We start from the raw sequence: 20,822 nt of genomic DNA, 5'->3' as shown, positions 1-20,822 counted from the left end.
TCAGTTGGGAGTAGACCAGTTCGTCGTGACCGGGCAAGCGCAAGCCATCATTCTGGGTATTGAAACCAGCTGCGACGAAACCGCCGCGGCCGTGGTGGTGCGGGATCAATCGGGCCGGGGGACGATAAGTTCCAATGTGGTCCGCTCCCAGCTTGATGAGCATGCCGCCTTTGGCGGCGTGGTGCCGGAACTGGCGGCGCGCGCCCATGTGGAATGGCTCGACCATATCATTGCCCAGGCCGTGGACGAGGCGGGCATTTCCCTTTCCGATGTCGACGCCATTGCCGCGACAGCGGGACCGGGGCTGATCGGCGGGGTGCTGGTGGGCCTCACCACGGCCAAGGCGCTGGCCGCTTCGCTGGGCAAGACGCTGATTGCGGTCAATCATCTTGAGGGCCATGCGCTGACGGCGCGGCTGACCGACAATGTGCAATTTCCCTATCTGATGCTGCTGGTGTCGGGCGGGCACAGCCAGTTCGTGCTGGTGCGCGGCGTGGGCCATTACGAGCGCTGGGGCGGCACCATCGACGATGCGCTGGGCGAGGCCTTCGACAAGGTGGCCAAGCTTCTCTCGCTCGGCCATCCCGGCGGACCGGCGGTGGAGAGAATCGCCAAGGCGGGCGACCCCAAGCGCTTCAAGTTTCCCCGGCCGCTGCTGCGCGAAGCGCGGCTGGACTTTTCCTTTTCCGGGCTCAAGACGGCGGTGCGGTTGCAGGCCGAGGCCCTGGCACCCCTCACCAATCAGGACGTGGCCGACATTGCAGCGGGCTTCCAGGCGGCGGTGACCGAAATCGTGGCGACCCGCTCGCGGCAGGCGCTGGAGCGGTTCCGGGCGGAATTGCCGGATGCGCAGCCGCAATTGGTGGTGGCCGGCGGCGTGGCCGCCAATCGGGCAATTGCGACGTCCTTGCAGGCGGTGAGCGAGGCGGCTGGTGCGCTCCTCGTGGTGCCGCCGATTGCTCTTTGCACTGACAACGGGGCTATGGTGGCCTGGGCCGGGGCCGAGCGGCTGGCCCTGGGCGCCAATGACCAGCTGGACGTGGTGGCGCGACCGCGCTGGCCACTCGACACTCCGGATATGAGGGTCGCTGGCGATGAGGCATGAAAGCGTAGCGGTGATCGGCGGGGGCGCCTGGGGCACGGCCCTGGCGCAGGCCTCCGCCATGGCGGGGCGGCAGGTGTCGCTGGTGGTGCGGAACAAGGACCAGGCCGAGGCGATCACCCGGACGCGCAAGAATGACGCGGCGCTGCCGGGGCAGGCCCTGTTGCCGGGGATCGGGGCTGTGGCCGCGCTTGTCGAGGCTGATATTGTCATCCTTGCCGTGCCGGCGCAGTCGACCCGGACGCTGCTGACCAGCCTTGATCCGGAGCTGCTGGCGGGAAAGCCAGTGGTGCTGTCGGCCAAGGGGCTGGAAACCGGGACATTGGCGCGGCAGAGCGAAATCCTCCTCGACATGGCGCCCAATTCCATTCCTTTCGTTTTGTCGGGCCCGAGCTTTGCCGCCGATGTGGCGGCAGGACGGCCGACGGCGGTGACGCTGGCGGGGGATGATGCCAGTGAAACTTCGGACCTGGCGCTGGCGTTGGCGGGCCCGAGTTTCCGACCCTATGCCGCTGATGACCGCATCGGGGTCGAGATCGCCGGGGCGCTGAAAAATGTTTATGCGTTGGCCTGCGGCGCGGTGGAGGGGGCCAATCTCGGCGCTTCGGCGCGGGCCGCGCTGATCGCGCGGGGCTTTGCCGAGATGGCCCGCATGGTGACCGCCATGGGTGGGTCGGCCCATACGCTGACCGGCCTTGCGGGGCTGGGCGACCTGACGCTGACCTGCACCTCGGTGCAGTCGCGCAACTATCAGTTCGGCATGGCGCTGGGCGCTGGCCGCACGACGGTCGATATCCTGGCAACGGGGGCCAAGCTCGCTGAAGGCGTCGCTACCGCGCCGGTCGCGGCGGCGCTGGCCAAAAGCCTCGATGTCGATGCGCCGCTGATCGATGCGGTTGACGCCGTCGTTGCCGGCGAGGCCGATATTGCCAGTATCGTCGCGGGGCTGATGTCCCGTCCGCTCAAAAGGGAAGCCTGAAAATGCTCTATGCCATGATTGCCAAGGACGCGCCCGGTGCGCTGCAGAAGCGGCTCGATACCCGCCCCGCGCATCTGGACCATCTCAATTCGCTGGGCAAGAAGCTGGTCTTTGCCGGGGCGCTGCTCAATGCCGAGGAACAGCCGGAAGGCTCGATCGTGGTGTTCGAGGCCGAAACGCTGGCCGAGGCCGAAGCCATGGCGGCGGCCGATCCCTTCGTCCCCGCCGGGGTCTTTGCCAGCTACGAGGTCAAGCGCTGGCGGATTGCCATCAACAATTCGGGCGCGGAGATCTGAACCATGGCCTATTGGCTGATGAAGTCGGAGCCCGACGTGTTCTCCTTCGATGATCTCATTGCCAAGACCGCCAAGGGCGAGGCTGAGGAATGGCATGGGGTGCGCAATTATGCGGCGCGCAACAATATGCGCGAGATGAAGGTGGGCGACGAAGCCTTCTTCTACCATTCCAATATCGGCAAGGAGATCGTGGGCATCATGAAAGTGGTGACCCCGGCCCATCCCGACAGCACAGGCGAGCTCAATGCGAAGGGTGAGGTGGTGTGGGACTGCGTCGATGTGCAATCGGTCAAGCCAGTCAAGCGCCCCGTCACGCTGGCCGAGATCAAGGCGACGCCAGAACTGGCAGAGCTTGAGTTGGTCAAGCTCTCACGGCTCTCGGTATCCAAGGTCAGCGATAGTGAATGGGCGCTGCTGTGCAAGATGGCCGGCCTCTAGCTTTGCCACATGGGTAAGCGCCGCCCGGCCCGAGTGCGTCGCGGAGACTGAGTAGAGCAGAGTCCCGACACGGCTCGCGTCCCAAGGTAAAGTAAACGAAACGAGCTAGCCATTCGCGCGTAGCGCTTATGGCCTTCTCCCCTCAAATCTCTCCACCGGAGAGATTTGCCCTACGGGACGGATCGAAGTTTCTCGTTAGGCAGGACCTTGGTTAGCTGTCCGACACGCCCACCCAAGGCACGCGCTGTCGCTGTCGATTTGCATCGACAGAGGCCGAACTCTCATCCACCGCCCACCAGACCATGGCCGCAAGCGACTGCCCAATGCCCGGCATTCCCTCCCGCAACCGTTCGCTGCAGTCCGCCCTTTCGCGAGAGGAATGGGCGGGAGTACGCGGGACGAATTGGTGGCGGGGATAAATTGGCCTCAGGCCCCTGTTGTCTCCCTCAAAATCGGCTTAGATTCTGTTGCGCAATCCTTTGCGAGGGGGACTTCTGATGAATTATATGGGTATCAACTGGCTGGCCATCGTGCTGGCCACCGTCGCCAGCTTCGCGTTTGGGGCGGTCTGGTACATGGGCTTGTCCAAGCAGTGGTTGAACGCTTTGGGCAAGACCAAGGACCAGCTCCAGGTCGGCAATACGCCCTTTATCTGGTCAGCACTGGTCGAGCTGGTCATGGCCTTTTTCCTGGCCTTGTTCACCATCGGGCTGATGAGCGAGGTCACGATCGCCAATGCCGTGCTGGTGGCCGTGCATCTCTGGCTGGGCTTTGTGATCACCACGCTGATCATGAACCACCGCTATGAAGGCATGAAGTGGTCGCTGACCATTATTGATGGCCTGCACATCCTGGGCGTGCTGGTGATCCAGGGCGTAGTAATTGGTCTGTTCGGTTAGCTTTCGACCACGATCGGCGGGGCCTTGGCGGGCTCCGCCGGTGGGGCATATTTGTTGAGCAGCGGCAGCTGGGTCATCGAAAAGATGACGGTGAGTGGCATGATGCCCCAGACCTTGAAGGCCACCCAGAAATCAGTGGTGGTGGAGCGCCAGACGACCTCATTGAGCACCGCCAACACGACGAAGAACAGGCCCCAGTTGAGGGTGAGCTTCCACCAGCCCTCGGGCCTGAGCTTATAGACATCGCCAAAAACATATTTGAGCAGTGACTGGCCGAACAGCAGGCCGCCGAGCAGCACCGCGGCGAAGAGCGTATTGGTGATGGTGGGCTTGATCTTGATGAAGGTATCGTCCTGGAGCCATAGCGTCAGGCCGCCAAAGACCAGCACCACGACGCCAGTGACCAGCGGCATGACGGCAACCCTTTTCAGGATCAGCCAGCTCAGCGCCAGCGAGATGACCATGGCCGCCATGAACCAAGCCGTAGCGACGAAGATGTCGGCGCGGCCATTCATGATGAAAAAGACCACCAGCGGGCCCAGTTCCAGCGCCAGCTTGATCAGCTGGGGCCGGGTTTCATCCCAATTGAGTTCGGGTTCGGCTTTTTCAGTCATGCGTGGTTCCGTAGCGTTGCAGCCAATGTGATGGCAGCTGTGGCCTGATGCAAGCGCTTAGCGGACAAGAGTGGTCAGAATTTGTCAGGTTTAGCTCGGGGGCCGCTAAGGGGTGGTGAGCGGACTGGCTGCTTCTGGATTAAATAGACCTGAAGCTGCCAACTTTATCCACCCGATTCCGTGAGATACGAGGCACTGGGAGGGCCGATCAATTCCGTAGGTAAGCTTGGCAGACGGGTAGTTTTGCCCATTGGTGCCAACGTGGTAGGTTACCAAAGGATAAGTGCCTAGGGGACAGAATGGGGTTTTTGAACGCGGTTAAAACGTGCTTCCGGAAGTACGCTGTTTTTTCCGGTCGGGCCAGCAGACCGGAGTATTGGTGGTTCTTTTTGTTCGCAGTGGTCTTGTCCGCACTTTTCGCGGTTGTAGATGCGGCCATCTTCGGTGTTGATGCGGAAACTGGTCAGACCCCCCGCGTTCTCGGTGGACTGTTTCAACTAGCGATACTGCTCCCGATGCTCGCTGTCGCGTGGCGTCGGATGCATGATACAGGACGCCCCGGCTGGTACGTTCTGCTGCCCATGTTGCTATCATTCACCTTCCTATTCGCTGCGCTGGCCGGCGTGGTGACTTTCGCGGCGGTTGAGACACAGTTGGATGACCCAGGCGTCTTGATAGCCCCGGCAGCGTGGCTGGGGGGCTTAGGGGTGGCGCTTGCGGCCGTCGTACAACTTGCTCTAGCCATACTCATGTTGTGGTGGTTGACCCGGCCATCTCAGTCCGGCTCTAACCAGTATGGGCCCGCATCTGTCAAATGATCTCGCTCGCGGGTGTCGCCACATTTGATACTGTAGGTAGGCGCGAAGGACATGTCAGATGATGCGCAATCTGCGTCGAATGCTGACATGGACGTTCGCCATCGTTGTTTTGTCCTTGTGCCTTATAACCGTAGCCTTCGTGGTGAGCCCGTGGCCGTCCGTACTTATTCTTTCCCTCGCTTTCGCGGGCAATGATGCAGCTTCAGAAGCGGCTCTGGAAAAATTTGTGCCGCCGAATGTCGTCACCGTTCGCAACATGGCTTATGGTACTGGTGTTGAGGAACGGTTTGATATCAATCACCCTTTCAACAGGACTGGTGCCTTACCTTTGGTGCTCTGGGTGCATGGCGGCGGTTGGATTGGCGGCAGTAAGGATGGGGTCGCCAACTACCTGAAGATCCTTGCTGACCACGGCTACGTCACCGTCGCTATTGACTATTCCACGGCACCTGGCGCGCATTACCCAACGCCAGTCAGGCAAGCCAATGATGCGATCAACTACCTCTTGCACAACGCGATCGATTTGGGGATCGACGCAGGCGGCATCGTGCTGGCGGGGGACTCGGCTGGGGCGCAAATCGCCGCTCAACTCGCCAACATCGTTTCTGATCCTGCCTATGCAAAAGCCGTCGGCATATCTCCGGCTCTAAGTTCTGAGCAACTGCGTGGCGTGGTTCTGGTCTCGGGGGCCTTCGACATGAGTTCAGTAAGCATGGATGGCCCCTATGGCTGGTTCATCCGAACAGTCCTTTGGTCTTACTCTGGCGTACGCAATTTTATCGATGACGAGCAGTTCGCTCTCGCTTCGGTAACCAGATACGTTACTCCGGATTTCCCGCCGGCCTTCATCACCAGCGGCAACGCCGATCCACTTGAGCCTCAAGCAGTTGCTTTGGCGCAGCGGCTCGACAACCTGGGCGTTCATGTTGAGGGCCTGTTTTTCCCTGAGAACCACCCGCCCCTGCAGCACGAATATCAATTCAATCTTGATGATCCGGCCGGGATCGTAGCCCTTGATCGCATCTTGGCATTTCTCGAAGCTGTAGTCCCCACCAGCAGGTAATTTGCTGCCGTAGCTGGCGAGGCAATGGACATAGTTGTTTTGGAGAGCAGCTAAAGGCTGCTTTCGGGACCTCTTGAAACGGTCACCAGCGACCGCAATGGGGTCGGTTGCGGTCGTTGACCCAAGCTAGCGCGTTTTCAGTCTATTCCCGTCCGGCGATTGCCCGCGCAAAATCCCGTGCCTCGAACGGTTCGAGGTCGGCCACCCCTTCACCCACCCCGATGAAATGCACTGGAAGGCCGAATTTTTTGGCGATGGCGACGAGGATGCCGCCGCGGGCGGTGCCGTCGAGCTTGGTCATGACGAGGCCGGTGACGCCGGCCCGGGCGCCGAAGATTTCCACCTGCTTGAGGGCATTCTGGCCGGTGGTGGCGTCGAGGGTGAGAAGGGTCGCGTGGGGCGCAGAGGGGTCGACCTTCTTAATGACGCGGATGACCTTTTCCAGTTCCCCCATCAGTTCCTCGCGGTTCTGCAGGCGCCCGGCAGTATCGATGATGAGGACGTCGCGGGCTTCGGCTTTTGCTTCCGTGACCGCATCAAACGCGAGGCCCGAGGCATCAGAGCCGGCGGGGCGGGCGATGACCGGGGCGCCGGTGCGCTGGCCCCAGACCTGCAATTGCTCGATGGCGGCGGCGCGGAAGGTGTCGCCGGCTGCCAGCATGACGGACTTGCCCTCAGCGGCAAATTTCTGTGCCAGCTTGCCGATCGTGGTGGTTTTGCCTGAGCCGTTGACCCCGATCATCAGGATGATGAAGGGTTTTTTGCTCGCATCAACGCGGAGCGGCAGGGCAACCGGGGCAAGGACTTTCTCGACCTCGGCGCCGAGCACGGCGCGCACATCCTCGCCCGAAATGTCCCTGTCGAAACGGTCGCGGCGCAGCGTCTCGGTGATGGCCATGGCGGTATCGATACCGAGATCGGCCTGAATCAGCACGTCTTCGAGTTCGTCGAGCATGGAAGCATCGAGCTTGCGCTTGGTGAAGACCGAGGTGATCGAGGTGGTGAGATTGTCGGAGGAGCGCCGGAGGCCGGAGGCGAGGCGCGAAAACCAGCCCTTTGGTTCTGCCGTTGCCGGGGCGGGAATGATCGGCGTCGAAACAGGCGTCAAGGCGGCCTGCTCCTCGACGTCCTCGATATAGTCGGGCGTGGTTTCGGGCGGGCCGGGCGGGGGCGGATGATCGGGTTCGATTGGGGCCGGCGTGGGCTCTGGATCTTGCTCCGGCTCTGGCTCGGGTTCCGGCACGGGCGGCACGGCGTCGGGCGTGATCGGGGTTTCGGGCAGGGTCTCGGGCGGCGCGGCCGGCTCGGGCTGGGTGCCGAAGAGGCGCTGGAAAAAGCCGGGCTTTTTATCGGTCATAGTCTGCCTTCACATCGGTGCCAGGAGGCGCTAAGCGATCACGCCGCCGCGCGCAGGACTTCGCCCATAAGGCTGTCGCCATCCATGCCCGTAATGCGCATGCTCAGCAACCTGCCTGCTTCACGCGCGTCAACGCGGACGGGAATGAAATGTTCAGTCCGCCCCATTCCGCCGCGCTCGACCAGCACGTTTTCTATTCGGCCGATCCGCGTAGCGCAGAGCGCCGCAACCTGGCGCTCGCCCTCGGCACGCAGCAGCGCAGCGCGCTGGCGGGCAATGGCTTTGTCCACCCGCGGCATGCGGGCGGCGGGGGTGCCGGGGCGCGGCGAATAGGGGAAGGCATGGATAAAAGTGAGGCCGGCCTCGGTGATGAAGCGCAGGGAATTGCCAAACATGGCGTCGGTTTCGGTGGGGAAGCCGGCGATGACATCGGCGCCAAAGACCATGTCGGGGCGGAAGGTACGCAACTTTTCGATCACCGCCAGCGCGTCGTCGCGCAGATGCCGGCGCTTCATGCGTTTGAGGATCAGGTCGTCGCCCGATTGCAGGGACAGATGCAGATGCGGCATCAGGCGGGGATCGGTGACGGCCTCATAGAGGGCCGGGTCGGCCTCGATGCTGTCGATGGAGGAGATGCGGAGGCGCGGCAGGTCAGGGACGTGGCGCAGGATGGACTGAGTAAGCGTGCCCAAAGTGGGCTCGCCGGGCAGGTCGGGACCGTAGGAGGTGATGTCGACGCCAGTGAGCACCACTTCGGAAACGCCATTGGCGACAAGCTTTTTCACCTGCTCAACAACGAGGCCCATGGGTACGGAGCGCGAAGGGCCGCGGCCAAAGGGAATGATGCAGAAGGTGCAGCGATGGTCGCAGCCGTTCTGCACCTGAACGAAGGCACGGGTGCGCCCGTCCATGCCCTCGATGAGGTGCAAGGCGGTTTCGCGCACGGCCATGATGTCATTGACTTGCACCTTGTCATTGAGGGGCGTGCCGAAGGTCATGGACGCGTAGCTTTCAGCCTTGAGCTTGTCATCATTGCCGAGGACGAGATCGACTTCGGTCATGTCGCCAAAGGAGCGCCCCTCGGTCTGGGCGGCGCAGCCGGTGACAATGATGCGCGCCGTCGGATTGTCGCGGCGCGCCCTGCGCACGGCCTGCCGGGCCTGCTTGACCGCCTCGGCGGTGACGGCGCAGGTATTGATGATCACGGCATTGTCGAGGCCCGCCTTTGCGGCCTCGGCCTTCATGATCTCGCCCTCATAGGCGTTAAGGCGGCAGCCGAAGGTCAGCGTTTGGACGCCCATCAGGCGGCCTCGCTGCGCGTCCAGGCGCCGGTCAACGGGTCGAGCATGCCGCGCCATTCAAACTCGGCGGGGCCGGTCAGGGTCACGTGGTCATCGGGCAGCCATTCCACGACCAGGTCACCGCCGGGAACGGTGATCGTCGCCTTGCGATTGGTGCGGCGGGTGCGGGCGCCATTGACCAGCGCCGCGCAGGCAGCGGTGCCGCAGGCTTCGGTCAGGCCCGCACCGCGCTCCCAGGTCCTGAGGATGACGCGGTCGGGCGTCAGCACTTGGGCGACGGAGATATTGGCCCGTTCGGGAAAGAGCGGATGATTTTCCAGGAGCGGCCCGAAGCGGTCCAGTGCGTAATCCCACACATCGTTCTTGACCCAGAAGGTGGCGTGCGGATTGCCCATGGAGGCGACGGAGGGCGAATGGAGCACCGGCGCGTCGATGGGGCCGATCTGCAGTTCGACGGCGCGGGTATCGGCAAATTCCTCGTTGAGGGGAATTTCATACCAGGCGAATTTGGGCGTGCCCATGTCAACGGTGATCAAGCCGTCCCCGGCCTCTTCGCCAAACAGGATGCCGGCCAATGTCTCGAAGGTGAAGCGCTGCCGACCCTGCTCGATCGAGAGCATTTGCACTACGCAGCGCATGCCATTGCCGCAGGCCTGGGCGCGGGAGCCATCAGAATTGATGATCTCGATGTAATTTACGGTGCCGGGGGTGCGGGGATCATGGATCGACATGACCTGGTCAAAGCGGGTTTCTGGACGCGCATTGATGGCGATGGCGGCGTCGGGCGTGACGCGTGCGCTGGTGCCGCGCAGATCGGCCACGATAATCTGGTTGCCCAGCCCGTTCATCTTCAAAAAGGGGACGTCGCTCACGCCGGTTTTCCAAGCTGACTATGCCGCCAAGGGCCCTATTGGCGACCTATATGGCGGAATTGGTGCGCAAATGCCAGTCCGGGCGCACGCATGGGGGCGATCCGCTTGTACGCAGGGGCGGCGGCACGCATCCAATTTTCTTTTAATCTTAACCACTTGCGCTAGGCTTGCTCTTAACCAGAGCGGCAGCTTTAATGTGCATTCAGCCCGCGATTGGCTAGTCTAGGACGCGAAGAAATCTTGTCCGTGCGACTTTGCGGGAGTCCGTCCATGAACATGCCACTCATCTCCGACCAGATCATCACCGACTGGCAGCCTCACTATCCTAAACTCTGGGGCAACCAGGCGCTGCGGCTGCAGCATGGCCTTGCAAATTCACCGCTCTTTACCGATGCGGCATTGGCGGCGCTGATCGAGCAAAGCCCGCGCGAGGCCTATCACGTCAATTATTCGCAGAAGACACCGGGCAATCCGCCCAAGCGCCGCGAAGGCGAGATCAAGGACCTCTCGGGCGCTGAGGTGATCGAGACGGTCAAGAACGGCAATATCTGGGTGAACCTGACCGCGCCTGCCAAGGTCAATCCGGCTTATGGCGAACTGCTCGACAGCCTCTATGACGAGTTCGAGGAAAGGGTGCCGGGCTTTGCGAGTTACAAGCGGAACCTCACCATCCTCATCTCCTCGCCCAATGTTTCGGTGAAATACCATTCGGACGTGCCGGGGCAGAGCCTGTGGCAGGTGCGCGGCACCAAGAAGGTCTATGTCTATCCAGCCCAGGCGCCGTTCATTTCGCAGCCGGCACTGGAAAAGCTGATCCTGGGGCAATTGCGCGAGACAGACATGCCGTTCGAACCCTGGTTCGACGATTTCGCGCAGGTCTATGACCTGGAGGAAGGGCAGATGCTGCACTGGCCTCTCAACGGGCCGCATCGCGTGGTCAATCACGGCATGCTCAATGTCAGCTTCACCACCGAGCACTGGACCGACGACCTGCGCAAGCATTACGCGGTCAACTATGCCAATGGTGTGCTGCGCAACAAGCTGGGGATGAAAAAGCTCAGCCAGCAGGTGACGGGTCTCTCCTATCTCACCAAGCTGGGCATTGCCGGGGCGGTGAAATTCTCCCCGCTCAACCCGCAGAAAAAGAAAGTCTATACCGTCGATTTCCAGGTCGATCCCGCTGCGCCCGAAGGGGTGCGGGACGTAGAAGCGAAAACCTTCGAAAAATGAATGCTATCGACACCCTTGCCGGACCCGAGGACCGCCGCGCCCGCAGCGCGGATGCGGTCAGCTATGGCCTCCGGGGCTCGGTTGTGCGGAGGCGTGACGAACTGGCGGCAATTGCGCATCGCTGGCAGGGGCTGGAGCGCTACGGCAATGGCTCTAACCTGTTCCAGAGCCTGGGTTGGGCGCAGGCCATTTTCGATTTCGAGGCCGCCCGCGAGAACGAGGATTTCGACCCGGTCATCGCCATGATCGAGGACGGGCAGCGGCTGGTCGGCATCCTGCCGCTCGAGCGGGTCAATACCGGCGCGCGGACGCTACTGGTGCCGCTGGGCCATGCCTATGCCCAGATAGCCGATGTCCTGCTCGACCCCGATACCGATCCGGCGGCAGCGGTGACGCGGCTCCTGCGCATTGCCATTGCCAAGGCGCCCAGCGACGGGGTGAGCCTGCTCAAGGTTCGTGACGGCTCGGCGCTGGCACTGGGCCTACCGAAGACCCGCGTGCGGACCGGCGAAGCGCTTGGCGCGCCCTATGTGGCGCTCGACGCCTTTCCCGATTTTGCCAGCTACTTTTCCACCGTGCGCCCCAAGACGCGCAAGAACATGCGCAATGCCCGCAATCGGCTGGAGCGCGACGGCCCGGTACACCATCAGGTCGTGGTGCGGCCATCCGAGCAGGTCGCGCTGATCGAGCGGACGCTGGGCGGCCGCGCTGATCGCCTCAAGGAACAGGGGCTGACCTCGCGCGCCTTCCGCGATGGCGATTTCACCGCCTTCTGCAAGAGCCTGGTGGGGCGCAGCGATCTCAATGTGCTGGCCTTTTCGCTCACCCACAATGAGAAGCCGCTGGCCGAGCAATGGGGCTTCGTGCATGGCGAGCGCTATTATGCCTTTGTGGCAAGCCGCGATTTTTCCCATTCCGACGAAAGCCCGGGCAAGCTGCACCTCGGCGAAATCATCCAGGCCTGCGCTGAGCGCGGGCTCAAGGGCTGCGATCTGGGCGTGCCGGTGATGCCCTACAAGCTTACCTTTGCCACCGAGACGGTGGCGCTGCATGACTATGCGTTGCCCATAACACCACGCGGCTGGGTAATGATCCGGCTCTGGGACAGGTGGCTGCGTCCAGGCCTGAAACGGTTGGTTCTGGCCATGCCGGCAGGGCTTCGGGCAAGATTGATGCGCGGCGTTGGCCTCGGTCATCACGATGAGGCCCTCGGGTCACAAGGTTAAGCCTTTCTTACCACATTGATCCGTAGTGTCCCCTTAGCTGACAGTTGGAGGGGACCATGCCAGCCAGTGCACCTGCTCGGGCCAGTGCGCCGTTGGGATACGGTACGCGCCTGGGCGATATAGGCGATCGGGCCGGACGGCTTGGGGTGGAGATTGCCGACGTCGCCGGATTGATCGGCGACCTGTCTTCCATCAGCCAGAGCCAGGCCTTGCAGGCGGAAGCGGCGCGCAGTTCAGCCCAGGAAATGGGGTCGGCGACGACGCGACTGGGCCAGTCCATGGGCGTCACGCGCGAGGCCGCCGCCGATGCGCGGCGGGTGCTCGACCAGAGCGCGGGACAAATCTCGGACGTGGTAACTCGCACCACCCAGACTATGACAGTGCTCTCGGAAAGTGCGCTGGGCTTCCGCTCGCGGCTCGACACGGTTTCGGACACAGTCAAGGGCGTGGAAAAGGCCAGCATGGCCATTGCCCAGATTGCGCGTGAGACCAAGCTGCTGGCGCTCAACGCGTCGGTCGAGGCAGCGCGGGCCGGCGATGCCGGGCGCGGCTTTGCCATCATTGCCAATGCGGTCAAGGGGCTGGCCGACCAGATCCAGCAATTTTCCGGCCAGACTGTCTCTCATCTGGGCGAGTTGACCGAGGCCCTCCGGGGCCTGCGGAGCCAGGCCGAGGGCAATGCGGAGGCGGCGCAACAGGCCATGACCGATTCCCGTGCGGCCGGCGAGGCTACGGCGACGCTGGAGGAACTGGTCGATTCGGTGGGGCGGCTGGTGACCGATATCGACACCATGGCCCAGCCGGTAGAGCAATCGATTGCTGGCTTCGAGACCATGCAGAGCGAACTCTCGGCGCTGGCAGATGGCGTCGCCGAATGCCGGACCTATCTCGAAAAAGCAGAGGCGCGGACCCAGACGATATTGGGCATATCCGAGGATTTCATGCTGTTCCTGGTCGAGGCCGGGGTGGAAACCGCCGATGCGCGCTTTATCGAACTGGCGCGGGCGAAGGCCGAGGAGATTTCCGCGCTGTTCGAGGGGGCGGTCAAGCGCGGCGAAATCGGCATGAGCGACCTGTTCGACGAGAATTATCGTGCCGTGCCGCACAGCAATCCCGGCCAAGTCACGACGCGCTTTACCGCCTTTACTGACAAGGTGCTGCCGGCCGTGCAGGAGCCAGTGCTGGCTTTCGACAAGCGCATCGCCTTTTGCGCCGCAGTGGACCGCAATGGCTATCTGCCGACCCACAACAAGGTCTATTCCCAGCCGCAGGGCGACGATCCGGTGTGGAACGCCGCCAATTGCCGGAACCGGCGCATTTTCAATGATCGCACGGGCCTGTCGGCCGGGCGCTCGACCAAGCCGTTCCTCTTGCAGACCTATCGGCGCGACATGGGCGGCGGGCAGTTTGCGCTGATGAAGGACTGTTCGGCGCCGATCATGGTCAATGGCCGACACTGGGGCGGCGTGCGCGTGGCGTTCAAGGTCTAGCTGCTGACAGGAATTGGCACGGACCGGGCGGACCATCAGGTCATGAGCAAGACCATTTCACCGCGAATAGTCCAGGCCATCGCCGCATTGCCGATTCGATCCGACATGCGCATCATTGAAATCGGCTGCGGGCCGGGCGTGGCGGCACGGGCCATCAGCCGCATGCTGACCACCGGCAAGATCGTGGCGATCGATCGCTCGGCCAAAGCGATTGCGCTGGCGCAGGCAGGGTCAGCAGAGGAACTGGCGGCTGGACAGCTGGAGTATCGGCACTGCGCCATCGAGGACTTTGTGCTGGAGGCAGACGAACCCTTATTCGACCTTGCCTTTGCCATGCGGGTCGGGGCGCTGGACGGGCGGCATCCAAAACTGCAGAAAGAGGCCATGGCGCGTCTCAAGGCGGCGCTCAGGCCCGATGGCCTGCTTTGCATCGACGATCGAGCACCTGTTCTAGCGCCAGATTTTGCCCTCTTTCCTTGACTCCACCACCGCTTTCCCCTAAAGCCAGCGCGTTCATCAGGCATTTGCTCCTGACCAGCCGACCGGGACCCCTCGAGGTATAAACCGATCCCGGAGGCCAACATCCGCCAGCGCGTTGCGCCCGCGGGTGGGTTTTGCATTTGGCCTTTTGAACCCTATCTCTTGCGGGATTGGCCCGTGAGCGAAAAGGACAGACAATGTTTGAGAGCTTAAGCGACCGGCTTGGCAAGATTTTCGATGGACTTCGCGGACGCGGCGCGCTCAACGCTGCCGATGTCGATGCGGCCATGCGCGAAATCCGCCGGGCGCTGATCGAGGCCGACGTTTCGCTCGAAGTGGTGCGCGCCTTTGTCGAGCAGGTGCGCGAACGCGCTGTCGGCGCCGAGGTCACCCGCTCGGTAACGCCGGGCCAGCAGGTGGTCAAGATCGTCAATGACGAGCTGGTCCAGGTGCTGGGTTCCGATGCCGTCACCATCGACCTCAACGCCCCGTCACCTGTCACGTTGCTGATGGTCGGCCTGCAGGGCTCGGGCAAGACCACGACCACGGCCAAGATCGCCAAGCGCCTCAAGGACCGGCAAAGGAAGAAGGTCCTCCTTGCCTCGCTCGATACGCGCCGTCCGGCCGCGATGGAGCAGCTTCGGGTGCTGGGCGAACAGGTGGGCGTCGAGACGCTGCCCATCGTTTCGAGCGAAACCCCGGTCGAGATCGCCCGCCGCGCCGAGCGCGAAGGCCGTCTCGGCGGCTATGACGTGCTCATTCTCGATACGGCGGGCCGCACCCATATCGACGACGAGTTGATGGCCGAGACGGTTGCCATCAAGGACATCGCCAAGCCGCATGAAATCCTGCTCGTGGTCGATGCACTGACCGGGCAGGACGCCATCAATGTGGCGCGCTCGTTCGATGGGCGTCTCGACGTCACCGGAATTGTCCTCACCCGCGTCGATGGTGACGGGCGTGGCGGCGCGGCGCTGTCGATGCGCGCGGCCACCGGCAAGCCGATCAAGCTGATCGGGGTGGGCGAAAAAATGGATGCGCTCGAGGATTTCCATCCCTCGCGCATCGCCGACCGCATCCTGGGCATGGGCGACATCGTGTCGCTGGTCGAAAAGGCCGCCGAACACGTCTCCGCCGAAGACGCCCAGAAGATGGCGAAAAAGCTCAAGAAGGGATCTTTCGACCTCGAGGACCTGAAATCCCAGCTGGTCCAGATGAAGAAGATGGGCGGCATGGGCGGGCTGATGGGCATGCTGCCCGGCGCGGGCCAGATCAAGAAAGCCATGGCCGGCGCCAATGTCGACGAAAGGGTGTTCGACCGGCAGATCGCCATCATCAATTCGATGACCAGGAAGGAACGGGAGAACCCGGACCTGCTCAATGCCAGCCGCCGCAAGCGCATCGCTGCCGGCGCCGGTGTCGAAGTCAGCGAAATCAACAAGCTGAGCAAGCAGCACCGCCAGATGGCGGACATGATGAAGAAGGTTAGCAAGGGCGGCATGGGCGCGCTGGGCGGGATGTTCGGCGGCAAGATGGGCTCGATGATGGGCGGCATGCCGGACCTCTCCAAGATGGATCCCAAGCAGCTCGAGCAGATGGCCCGCCAGGCCGGCATCAGTCCCGAGCAATTGAAGGGCCTGCCTTCGGCCGACCTTCCTGCGCAAAAGGCGCTGCCCAGCGACGTCAATGCGCTTCTGAAATCCTCCGGAGGACCGGCATTGCCCGGTCTTGGCGGAGCGCCGCGTTTCCCCGGCCTTCCCGGCCTGGGCAAGAAGAAATAATCCGAAAACTCAACCGAACTTACTCAACAGGACTGCAAAATGGCTCTCAAGATCCGCCTTGCCCGCGCTGGCACCAAGAAGCGCCCCTTCTACCACATCGTCATTGCCGACGCCCGTTCGCCGCGCGATGGCCGCTTCATCGAAAAGCTGGGCACCTTCAACCCGCTGCTGGCCAAGGACAATGAAGCTCGCGTCGTGCTCGACACCGAGCGCGCCAAGCACTGGCTGTCGCATGGGGCCCAGCCGACCGACCGCGTGCTGCGCTTCCTCGACGCTGCCGGCCTTGCCAAGCGCGATGCGCGCAACAATCCCGAGGCCGGCGTTCCGGGCGAGAAGGCAAAGGCACGCGCCGAGGAAAAGGCCGCCAAGGCCGCTGCCATCGAAGAAGCCAAGAACGCGCCGAAGGCCGCTCCTGTCGAAGAAGCGCCTGCCGAAGAAGCTCCTGCTGCTGAGGAAGCCGCTACCGAATAAGTCCGGCGCTTGCTGGAATGAAAAAAGCCCCGGTGGTGACACCGGGGCTTTTTATTGGGCTGGGGTTCTTAGGCCTTGAGCTTGGCCAGGATCGCAGCGCCCATGTCTTCGGTGCCGACCGTCTTGCGGTTGTCCTGAGCGATGTCGCCGGTGCGCAGGCCATCGCTGAGGACGGCGGAGATGGCGTCTTCGATGCGGGTGGCAAGCTCGATCATGCCGAAGCTGTAGCGCAGGGCCATGGCGAACGAAGCGATCATGGCGATGGGGTTGGCAATGCCCTTGCCGGCAATGTCGGGAGCCGAGCCATGCACGGGTTCGTAGAAGGCCTTGCGCTTGCCGGTGACCGGGTCGGGCGCGCCGAGCGAGGCCGAGGGCAGCATGCCCAGCGAGCCGGTCAGCATGGCGGCGACGTCGGAGAGGATATCGCCGAAGAGATTGTCGGTGACCATGACGTCGAACTGCTTGGGTGTGCGCACAAGCTGCATGGCGGCGTTATCGGCCAGGATGTGGTGCAGTTCCACATCGGGATAGTCTCTGGCGACGCCCTTGACCACTTCGTCCCAGAGCACGCCGGATTTCATGACATTCTTCTTGTCGGCGGAGTGCACCTTGCCGCCGCGGGTACGGGCGAGGTCGAAGGCGACGCGGGCGATGCGGTCGATCTCGTAGGTTTCATAGACCTGGGTGTCGATCGCGCGCTTCTGGCCGTCGCCGAGATCGGTGATGGTCTTCGGCTCGCCGAAATAGACCCCGCCGGTCAGTTCGCGCACGATGAGGATATCGAGGCCTTCCACCAGTTCTCGCTTGAGCGATGACGCTTCGGCCAGCGCCGGGTAGCAGATGGCGGGGCGCAGATTGGCGAAGACAGCCAGTTCTTTCCTGAGGCGCAGCAGGGCGGCTTCCGGGCGGTGCTCATAGGGGACATCGTCCCATTTGGGGCCACCCACGGCGGCGAAGATGACGGCGTCGGCGGCCTTGGCCTTGGCGACGTCCTCGTCGGTAATGGCGACGCCATGCGCGTCATAGGCGGCGCCGCCGGCAAGACCTGTGTCGGTCGAGAAATCGGTCAGACCCTCGGCATTGGTCCAGGCGATGAGCTTTTCCACCTCGACCATGATCTCGGTGCCAATGCCGTCGCCGGGCAGAAGGAAAAGGGAATGGGTGGCCATGATGGATCCTTGCCGTACTGGTGGTTACGCCCTGGCTGGCACATAGCGGGAAAATGCCGGTGAGCGCAAGGACGACAATGGTGGAACCCGTCCAGTGCCAGGCGGCCGCCTTTGCCGAAGCCGAGGCGGATCTGGTGACGGCCTATACTTTGACCAACACACCCGAAGCCATCGGCATTGCAAAGCTGGCCGAGGCAGCAGACTTGCGCTGCGTGCTGTCATTGACGCTCGAAACCGATGGGCGCCTGCCCGGCGGCAAGGCGCTGGGCCACGCCATTGGCGAAGTCGAGGCGGCAACCGGCGGGTCACCGGCCTATTACATGATCAATTGCGTGCATCCGATCCATTTTGCCAGCACCATAAGGCATGCCGGGCCGTGGGTGGACCGGATCGACGGGCTACAGGTCAATGCCTCGATGAAATGCCATGCCGAACTTGACGAGAGTGAGTCCCTCGATATCGGGGACTGGCTGGACCTGGCGCAACGCTACCAGCGCATCCTGCCGCTGCTGCCCTGATCGAGGCGGTGCGCCGGGGGCGTGTGATCCCGCCGGCGATCGACCCGATGCGCAGGGGTTGAACGACCATGCGGGCGCCCTCAGGCGCCCGCAAAGCCGTTTCGGTCGAACAACACCCAGAAGGCGAAGAGGTTGGTCAGCCCATGGGCCAGGCTCACATAAAAGACCGAGCCGGTGCGCCACGCGACCCAGTTCCACAACAGGCCCAACGCTGCGGCCCCACCGATGAGCGTGAGCGCGCCGCCATCAAAGATGATGCCGGCACTAAGGGCCAACGGCACATGCCAGGCAGAGAACAGGGCCCAACCCAGCCAGAAGCCCAGGCGCGGCTTGTCGCGGAAGGTGGCGAGGAAACCGCCGCGCCAGGCGATTTCTTCCAGGGGGCCGTTGATGGTGGCCAGGAGCAGGGCCAGATACATGCCGCCGCTGGTGAGAATTGAGGTGTTGGGCACGAAATTGACCAGCGCGACCAGACCGGCCTGAACCAGCAGCAGCGGAATGATCCACCAGTCCCGCCAGGGCAGTTTTTCGGAAAACAGGCGCCCGTCATTGCCGGCCAGGGCATGCCAGCCAATGACCGGCAGGCAGAAGAACAGCCAGTAGAAGGCCAGCGAAAACAGGTAACCGGCGCGACTGTCCCAGGTGGTCAGCCAGGGCACGATGAAAAACAGCGCCCCGATCAGGAGCGCTGCATGGATCGTCAGAGCAAGTTGTGGCCGCGTCATTGCCCGGCCTCAGTCGAAGCGTTTCTGAAAAAAAATTCGCCGGGATCCGGTGGGGTGATCTTCGATTGCGCCAAATTGGCTGAAGCCCAGCTTTCGGTAAAAGTCTGGAGATTGAAATGCAAAAGTATCGAGCCACATCCCGCGAAGGCCCTGCTTGCGCCCCCATTGCGTGCCCGCGTCGATGAGCTTTTCGCCGAGTCCCTGTCCGCGCAATTGCTCTGCGACAGACAAGAATTGCACGAACATCCAATCGTAGAGAACATAGCCGGTCATGCCGCCGACAATGGCTCCGCTGTCATCGCGGAGCATGAACCCATAATCGCGATAATCGCCGCCGGGCCGCTGCCCCTCGGCTGCTTCCGACAGGATAGCCAGCACCGCCTCGACCTGCTCGCCGCTCGGCTCCTCGACAAATTCGATGTTGGGACCTGTGGTCATGACCGCGACGCGCCGATGCGGGCGGTGACTTCGATCTCGATCTTCATGCCCTCTTCGATCATCTGGACGATGAGCATGGAGGCAGCCGGGCGGATGTCTTTGAATACCGGGCCGACGGCGGCGACCACCGCGTCGACCATCGACCGGTCGCCGACATAATAGACCACGCGGACGGTGTCGGCGATTGACGAACCGGCTTCCTGCAATGCCTTGTCGATGGTGGCCAGGGCGTTTTTCGCCTGCGCGCCAACGCTCTCGGGCATTTTCATGGTGGCATAGTCATAGCCGGTGGTGCCGGACACATAGATGGTGTCCTCGTGGCGCACGGCGCGGGAATATCCGAAGGTGGCTTCGAAGGGGGAGCCGGTGGAAACGCGTTGGACCAATTTTTTCTCGTGCTTTAGAGCCAGGGGCGATCAGCCGCCATCTTGCCTTCAAAGGCCGAGATGGAGGGATCGGATTTGAGCGTACCGGCGATATCGTCGAGCCCTTCGAGCAGGATCTGCTTGCGGGACGGGTCGATGTCGAAATGCAGCGTGCCGCCATCCGGTCCCTTGACGGTCTGGGTTTCGAGGTCGACTGTGAGGGTGGCGTTGGCGCCGCGCTCGGCATCATCAAGCAGGAGTTTGAGCTGTTCGGGCGACACGACAAGCGGCAGGATGCCGTTCTTGAAGCAGTTATTGTAAAAAATGTCGGCGAAGCTGGTGGAGATCACGCAGCGGATGCCGAAATCGAGCAGGGCCCAGGGGGCATGCTCGCGCGACGAGCCGCAGCCGAAATTGTCCCCGGCAATGATGATCTGCGCCCCGCGATAGGCGGGCTTGTTGAGCACGAAATCGGGGTTTTCCGAGCCATCCTCATTATACCGCATTTCCGAGAACAGGGCGGTGCCCAGGCCCGTGCGCTTGATGGTCTTGAGGTATTGCTTGGGGATGATCATGTCGGTGTCGATATTGATGATCGGCAGGGGCGCTGCGACACCGGTCAGGGTGGTGAACTTGTCCATGGGGCTTAGGAACCTCGCTATTGGGCACGGTCATCGCGCGAAAGCGGGGTTTCGGTCAAGGCCAAACCGTACCGAAGCGTACGGTTGGCGCCGAGGCGCCCTGCCTTTGTCCAGAATTTGCGCATGAAGGCGCGCCGGCCAGCCCTGCCGCCTCCGGTTAAAATGGACGTGTCCCGAGGCGCGTGCGTCTCAGTAAATCTAATGAATATAGAGACGTCGCCGCCTCGGGACACCGGTTTTTCGCATAGGTCTTGGACCCCATTGAACGCTCGTCGCAGGGTGACCGCTTCCTAATCGCGCAACTGGAGCGACCCAGTTCCGCCCGGCTCCCCCCGCAAAGTTCGCTGCAGTCCGTCCGCGCGGGAGTGATGGGAGGGAGTATGCTGGAGATTTTGGGGGTGGGGATTATTTTTCGATGACGGCCGGTTTCGACCCCATTGCGGCCGTTGCCAAGCGCGAAGTTCGTTCCCGATAGCTGCCGGTACCGAGCAAACATCCCGTGCTGGTCGGAACACGGGGAGATGGTTGGGAATGACGGCAGGGCACTCG

The 20,822-nt window shown here is 62.6% G+C and carries 23 protein-coding genes; 14 read left to right on the top strand and 9 right to left on the bottom strand.

The genetic code is table 11. The annotated features are described in order from the left end of the window. Positions 1–25: 25 nt before the first annotated feature. From tsaD to ACXYMS_RS13470, 5 genes are all read left to right on the top strand, one after another. On the top strand, positions 26–1,105 hold the full coding sequence (tsaD, locus tag ACXYMS_RS13490; RefSeq protein WP_458907064.1) for a tRNA (adenosine(37)-N6)-threonylcarbamoyltransferase complex transferase subunit TsaD: 1,080 nt from the start codon (positions 26–28) through the stop codon (positions 1,103–1,105). Next, a complete protein-coding gene (locus tag ACXYMS_RS13485; protein ID WP_458907063.1) occupies positions 1,095–2,081 on the top strand; it encodes an NAD(P)H-dependent glycerol-3-phosphate dehydrogenase in 987 nt (328 codons plus the stop codon). Before tsaD ends, ACXYMS_RS13485 begins: the two co-directional genes overlap by 11 nt. Positions 2,082–2,083: 2 nt before the next feature. Continuing rightward, positions 2,084–2,377, top strand: a complete 294-nt coding sequence (locus ACXYMS_RS13480; protein WP_458907061.1) for a YciI family protein — start codon at positions 2,084–2,086, stop codon at positions 2,375–2,377. A 3-nt stretch (positions 2,378–2,380) separates the two neighbouring features. Beyond that, entirely contained in the window at positions 2,381–2,815 is a 435-nt protein-coding gene (locus ACXYMS_RS13475; RefSeq protein WP_458907059.1) for an EVE domain-containing protein, read from the top strand. Positions 2,816–3,312: 497 nt separating this feature from the next. Continuing rightward, entirely contained in the window at positions 3,313–3,714 is a 402-nt protein-coding gene (locus ACXYMS_RS13470; protein WP_458907057.1) for a DUF1761 domain-containing protein, read from the top strand. Here ACXYMS_RS13470 and ACXYMS_RS13465 read toward each other — a convergent pair. Beyond that, a complete protein-coding gene (locus ACXYMS_RS13465; protein ID WP_458907056.1) occupies positions 3,711–4,328 on the bottom strand; it encodes a septation protein A in 618 nt (205 codons plus the stop codon). The genes ACXYMS_RS13470 and ACXYMS_RS13465 overlap by 4 nt on opposite strands. A gap of 299 nt (positions 4,329–4,627) precedes the next feature. On the opposite strand from ACXYMS_RS13465, the gene ACXYMS_RS13460 reads away from it, so the two are divergent. Both ACXYMS_RS13460 and ACXYMS_RS13455 read left to right on the top strand, forming a co-directional pair. Next, complete coding sequence (locus ACXYMS_RS13460) at positions 4,628–5,146, top strand: DUF805 domain-containing protein (RefSeq protein WP_458907054.1); 519 nt, start codon at positions 4,628–4,630, stop codon at positions 5,144–5,146. 58 nt (positions 5,147–5,204) lie between these two features. Beyond that, a complete protein-coding gene (locus ACXYMS_RS13455) occupies positions 5,205–6,209 on the top strand; it encodes an alpha/beta hydrolase (RefSeq protein WP_458907053.1) in 1,005 nt (334 codons plus the stop codon). 142 nt (positions 6,210–6,351) lie between these two features. Here the strand turns inward: ACXYMS_RS13455 and ftsY are convergent, their stop codons facing one another. From ftsY to dapF, 3 genes are read right to left on the bottom strand one after another with little or no spacing between them, the layout of a single operon-like run. Next, on the bottom strand, positions 6,352–7,566 hold the full coding sequence (gene ftsY, locus ACXYMS_RS13450; RefSeq protein WP_458907052.1) for a signal recognition particle-docking protein FtsY: 1,215 nt from the start codon (positions 7,564–7,566) through the stop codon (positions 6,352–6,354). 38 nt (positions 7,567–7,604) lie between these two features. Next, the gene (gene mtaB / locus ACXYMS_RS13445) at positions 7,605–8,867 is read right to left on the bottom strand and encodes a tRNA (N(6)-L-threonylcarbamoyladenosine(37)-C(2))-methylthiotransferase MtaB (RefSeq protein ID WP_458907051.1); all 1,263 of its coding nucleotides are present in this window, start codon (positions 8,865–8,867) and stop codon (positions 7,605–7,607) included. Continuing rightward, positions 8,867–9,715: a diaminopimelate epimerase gene (dapF, locus tag ACXYMS_RS13440; protein ID WP_458907800.1), complete on the bottom strand. Its 849-nt coding sequence runs from the start codon at positions 9,713–9,715 to the stop codon at positions 8,867–8,869. Before dapF ends, mtaB begins: the two co-directional genes overlap by 1 nt. 294 nt (positions 9,716–10,009) lie before the next feature. Between dapF and ACXYMS_RS13435 the strand changes: the two genes are divergently transcribed. The 6 genes from ACXYMS_RS13435 to rpsP all read left to right on the top strand — a co-directional run bounded on the left by ACXYMS_RS13435 (position 10,010) and on the right by rpsP (position 16,417). Next, positions 10,010–10,969, top strand: a complete 960-nt coding sequence (locus ACXYMS_RS13435) for a hypothetical protein (RefSeq protein ID WP_458907049.1) — start codon at positions 10,010–10,012, stop codon at positions 10,967–10,969. Beyond that, positions 10,966–12,195 (top strand): GNAT family N-acetyltransferase, encoded by a 1,230-nt coding sequence (locus ACXYMS_RS13430; RefSeq protein WP_458907048.1) that lies wholly within the window; start codon positions 10,966–10,968, stop codon positions 12,193–12,195. Before ACXYMS_RS13435 ends, ACXYMS_RS13430 begins: the two co-directional genes overlap by 4 nt. Positions 12,196–12,251: 56 nt before the next feature. Further along, positions 12,252–13,685, top strand: a complete 1,434-nt coding sequence (locus ACXYMS_RS13425; protein ID WP_458907046.1) for a methyl-accepting chemotaxis protein — start codon at positions 12,252–12,254, stop codon at positions 13,683–13,685. Positions 13,686–13,727: 42 nt separating this feature from the next. Beyond that, on the top strand, positions 13,728–14,165 hold the full coding sequence (locus tag ACXYMS_RS13420; RefSeq protein ID WP_458907044.1) for a class I SAM-dependent methyltransferase: 438 nt from the start codon (positions 13,728–13,730) through the stop codon (positions 14,163–14,165). Between the two features lie 197 nt (positions 14,166–14,362). Further along, positions 14,363–15,946: a signal recognition particle protein gene (ffh, locus tag ACXYMS_RS13415; protein ID WP_458907043.1), complete on the top strand. Its 1,584-nt coding sequence runs from the start codon at positions 14,363–14,365 to the stop codon at positions 15,944–15,946. A gap of 39 nt (positions 15,947–15,985) precedes the next feature. Next, positions 15,986–16,417: a 30S ribosomal protein S16 gene (gene rpsP / locus ACXYMS_RS13410; protein ID WP_458907041.1), complete on the top strand. Its 432-nt coding sequence runs from the start codon at positions 15,986–15,988 to the stop codon at positions 16,415–16,417. Positions 16,418–16,485: 68 nt separating this feature from the next. Here the strand turns inward: rpsP and leuB are convergent, their stop codons facing one another. Continuing rightward, positions 16,486–17,586: a 3-isopropylmalate dehydrogenase gene (gene leuB / locus ACXYMS_RS13405; protein ID WP_458907040.1), complete on the bottom strand. Its 1,101-nt coding sequence runs from the start codon at positions 17,584–17,586 to the stop codon at positions 16,486–16,488. 59 nt (positions 17,587–17,645) lie between these two features. Here leuB and ACXYMS_RS13400 point away from each other — a divergent pair, with 59 nt between their 5' ends. Beyond that, positions 17,646–18,104: a homocysteine S-methyltransferase family protein gene (locus ACXYMS_RS13400; protein WP_458907038.1), complete on the top strand. Its 459-nt coding sequence runs from the start codon at positions 17,646–17,648 to the stop codon at positions 18,102–18,104. Between the two features lie 80 nt (positions 18,105–18,184). On the opposite strand, the gene ACXYMS_RS13395 is transcribed toward ACXYMS_RS13400, so the two are convergent. The 4 genes from ACXYMS_RS13395 to leuD are packed head-to-tail and all read right to left on the bottom strand — an operon-like array spanning position 18,185 to position 20,273. Continuing rightward, a complete protein-coding gene (locus ACXYMS_RS13395; protein WP_458907037.1) occupies positions 18,185–18,829 on the bottom strand; it encodes a CPBP family glutamic-type intramembrane protease in 645 nt (214 codons plus the stop codon). A gap of 9 nt (positions 18,830–18,838) precedes the next feature. Next, positions 18,839–19,267: a GNAT family N-acetyltransferase gene (locus ACXYMS_RS13390; RefSeq protein ID WP_458907035.1), complete on the bottom strand. Its 429-nt coding sequence runs from the start codon at positions 19,265–19,267 to the stop codon at positions 18,839–18,841. Further along, the gene (locus ACXYMS_RS13385) at positions 19,264–19,653 is read right to left on the bottom strand and encodes a RidA family protein (protein ID WP_458907033.1); all 390 of its coding nucleotides are present in this window, start codon (positions 19,651–19,653) and stop codon (positions 19,264–19,266) included. Before ACXYMS_RS13385 ends, ACXYMS_RS13390 begins: the two co-directional genes overlap by 4 nt. 14 nt (positions 19,654–19,667) lie before the next feature. Beyond that, positions 19,668–20,273, bottom strand: a complete 606-nt coding sequence (gene leuD / locus ACXYMS_RS13380; RefSeq protein ID WP_458907031.1) for a 3-isopropylmalate dehydratase small subunit — start codon at positions 20,271–20,273, stop codon at positions 19,668–19,670. Positions 20,274–20,822 lie beyond the last annotated feature (549 nt).

It is taken from the genome of Devosia sp. CAU 1758 (genome assembly GCF_054482695.1).
This window is presented reverse-complemented; position numbering and strand designations above follow the sequence as displayed.

Excerpts from the sequence above, each read along its gene's own strand:
- ACXYMS_RS13485 (WP_458907063.1), top strand. The coding sequence starts at position 1,095 with ATGAGGCATGAAAGCGTAGCGGTGATCGGCGGGGGCGCCTGGGGCACG.
- ACXYMS_RS13480 (WP_458907061.1), top strand. The coding sequence starts at position 2,084 with ATGCTCTATGCCATGATTGCCAAGGACGCGCCCGGTGCGCTGCAGAAG.
- ACXYMS_RS13475 (WP_458907059.1), top strand. The coding sequence starts at position 2,381 with ATGGCCTATTGGCTGATGAAGTCGGAGCCCGACGTGTTCTCCTTCGAT.
- ACXYMS_RS13470 (WP_458907057.1), top strand. The coding sequence starts at position 3,313 with ATGAATTATATGGGTATCAACTGGCTGGCCATCGTGCTGGCCACCGTC.
- ACXYMS_RS13465 (WP_458907056.1), bottom strand. The coding sequence starts at position 4,328 with ATGACTGAAAAAGCCGAACCCGAACTCAATTGGGATGAAACCCGGCCC.
- ACXYMS_RS13460 (WP_458907054.1), top strand. The coding sequence starts at position 4,628 with ATGGGGTTTTTGAACGCGGTTAAAACGTGCTTCCGGAAGTACGCTGTT.
- ACXYMS_RS13455 (WP_458907053.1), top strand. The coding sequence starts at position 5,205 with ATGATGCGCAATCTGCGTCGAATGCTGACATGGACGTTCGCCATCGTT.
- ftsY (WP_458907052.1), bottom strand. The coding sequence starts at position 7,566 with ATGACCGATAAAAAGCCCGGCTTTTTCCAGCGCCTCTTCGGCACCCAG.
- mtaB (WP_458907051.1), bottom strand. The coding sequence starts at position 8,867 with ATGGGCGTCCAAACGCTGACCTTCGGCTGCCGCCTTAACGCCTATGAG.
- dapF (WP_458907800.1), bottom strand. The coding sequence starts at position 9,715 with ATGAACGGGCTGGGCAACCAGATTATCGTGGCCGATCTGCGCGGCACC.
- ACXYMS_RS13435 (WP_458907049.1), top strand. The coding sequence starts at position 10,010 with ATGAACATGCCACTCATCTCCGACCAGATCATCACCGACTGGCAGCCT.
- ACXYMS_RS13430 (WP_458907048.1), top strand. The coding sequence starts at position 10,966 with ATGAATGCTATCGACACCCTTGCCGGACCCGAGGACCGCCGCGCCCGC.
- ACXYMS_RS13425 (WP_458907046.1), top strand. The coding sequence starts at position 12,252 with ATGCCAGCCAGTGCACCTGCTCGGGCCAGTGCGCCGTTGGGATACGGT.
- ACXYMS_RS13420 (WP_458907044.1), top strand. The coding sequence starts at position 13,728 with ATGAGCAAGACCATTTCACCGCGAATAGTCCAGGCCATCGCCGCATTG.
- ffh (WP_458907043.1), top strand. The coding sequence starts at position 14,363 with ATGTTTGAGAGCTTAAGCGACCGGCTTGGCAAGATTTTCGATGGACTT.
- rpsP (WP_458907041.1), top strand. The coding sequence starts at position 15,986 with ATGGCTCTCAAGATCCGCCTTGCCCGCGCTGGCACCAAGAAGCGCCCC.
- leuB (WP_458907040.1), bottom strand. The coding sequence starts at position 17,586 with ATGGCCACCCATTCCCTTTTCCTTCTGCCCGGCGACGGCATTGGCACC.
- ACXYMS_RS13395 (WP_458907037.1), bottom strand. The coding sequence starts at position 18,829 with ATGACGCGGCCACAACTTGCTCTGACGATCCATGCAGCGCTCCTGATC.
- ACXYMS_RS13390 (WP_458907035.1), bottom strand. The coding sequence starts at position 19,267 with ATGACCACAGGTCCCAACATCGAATTTGTCGAGGAGCCGAGCGGCGAG.
- leuD (WP_458907031.1), bottom strand. The coding sequence starts at position 20,273 with ATGGACAAGTTCACCACCCTGACCGGTGTCGCAGCGCCCCTGCCGATC.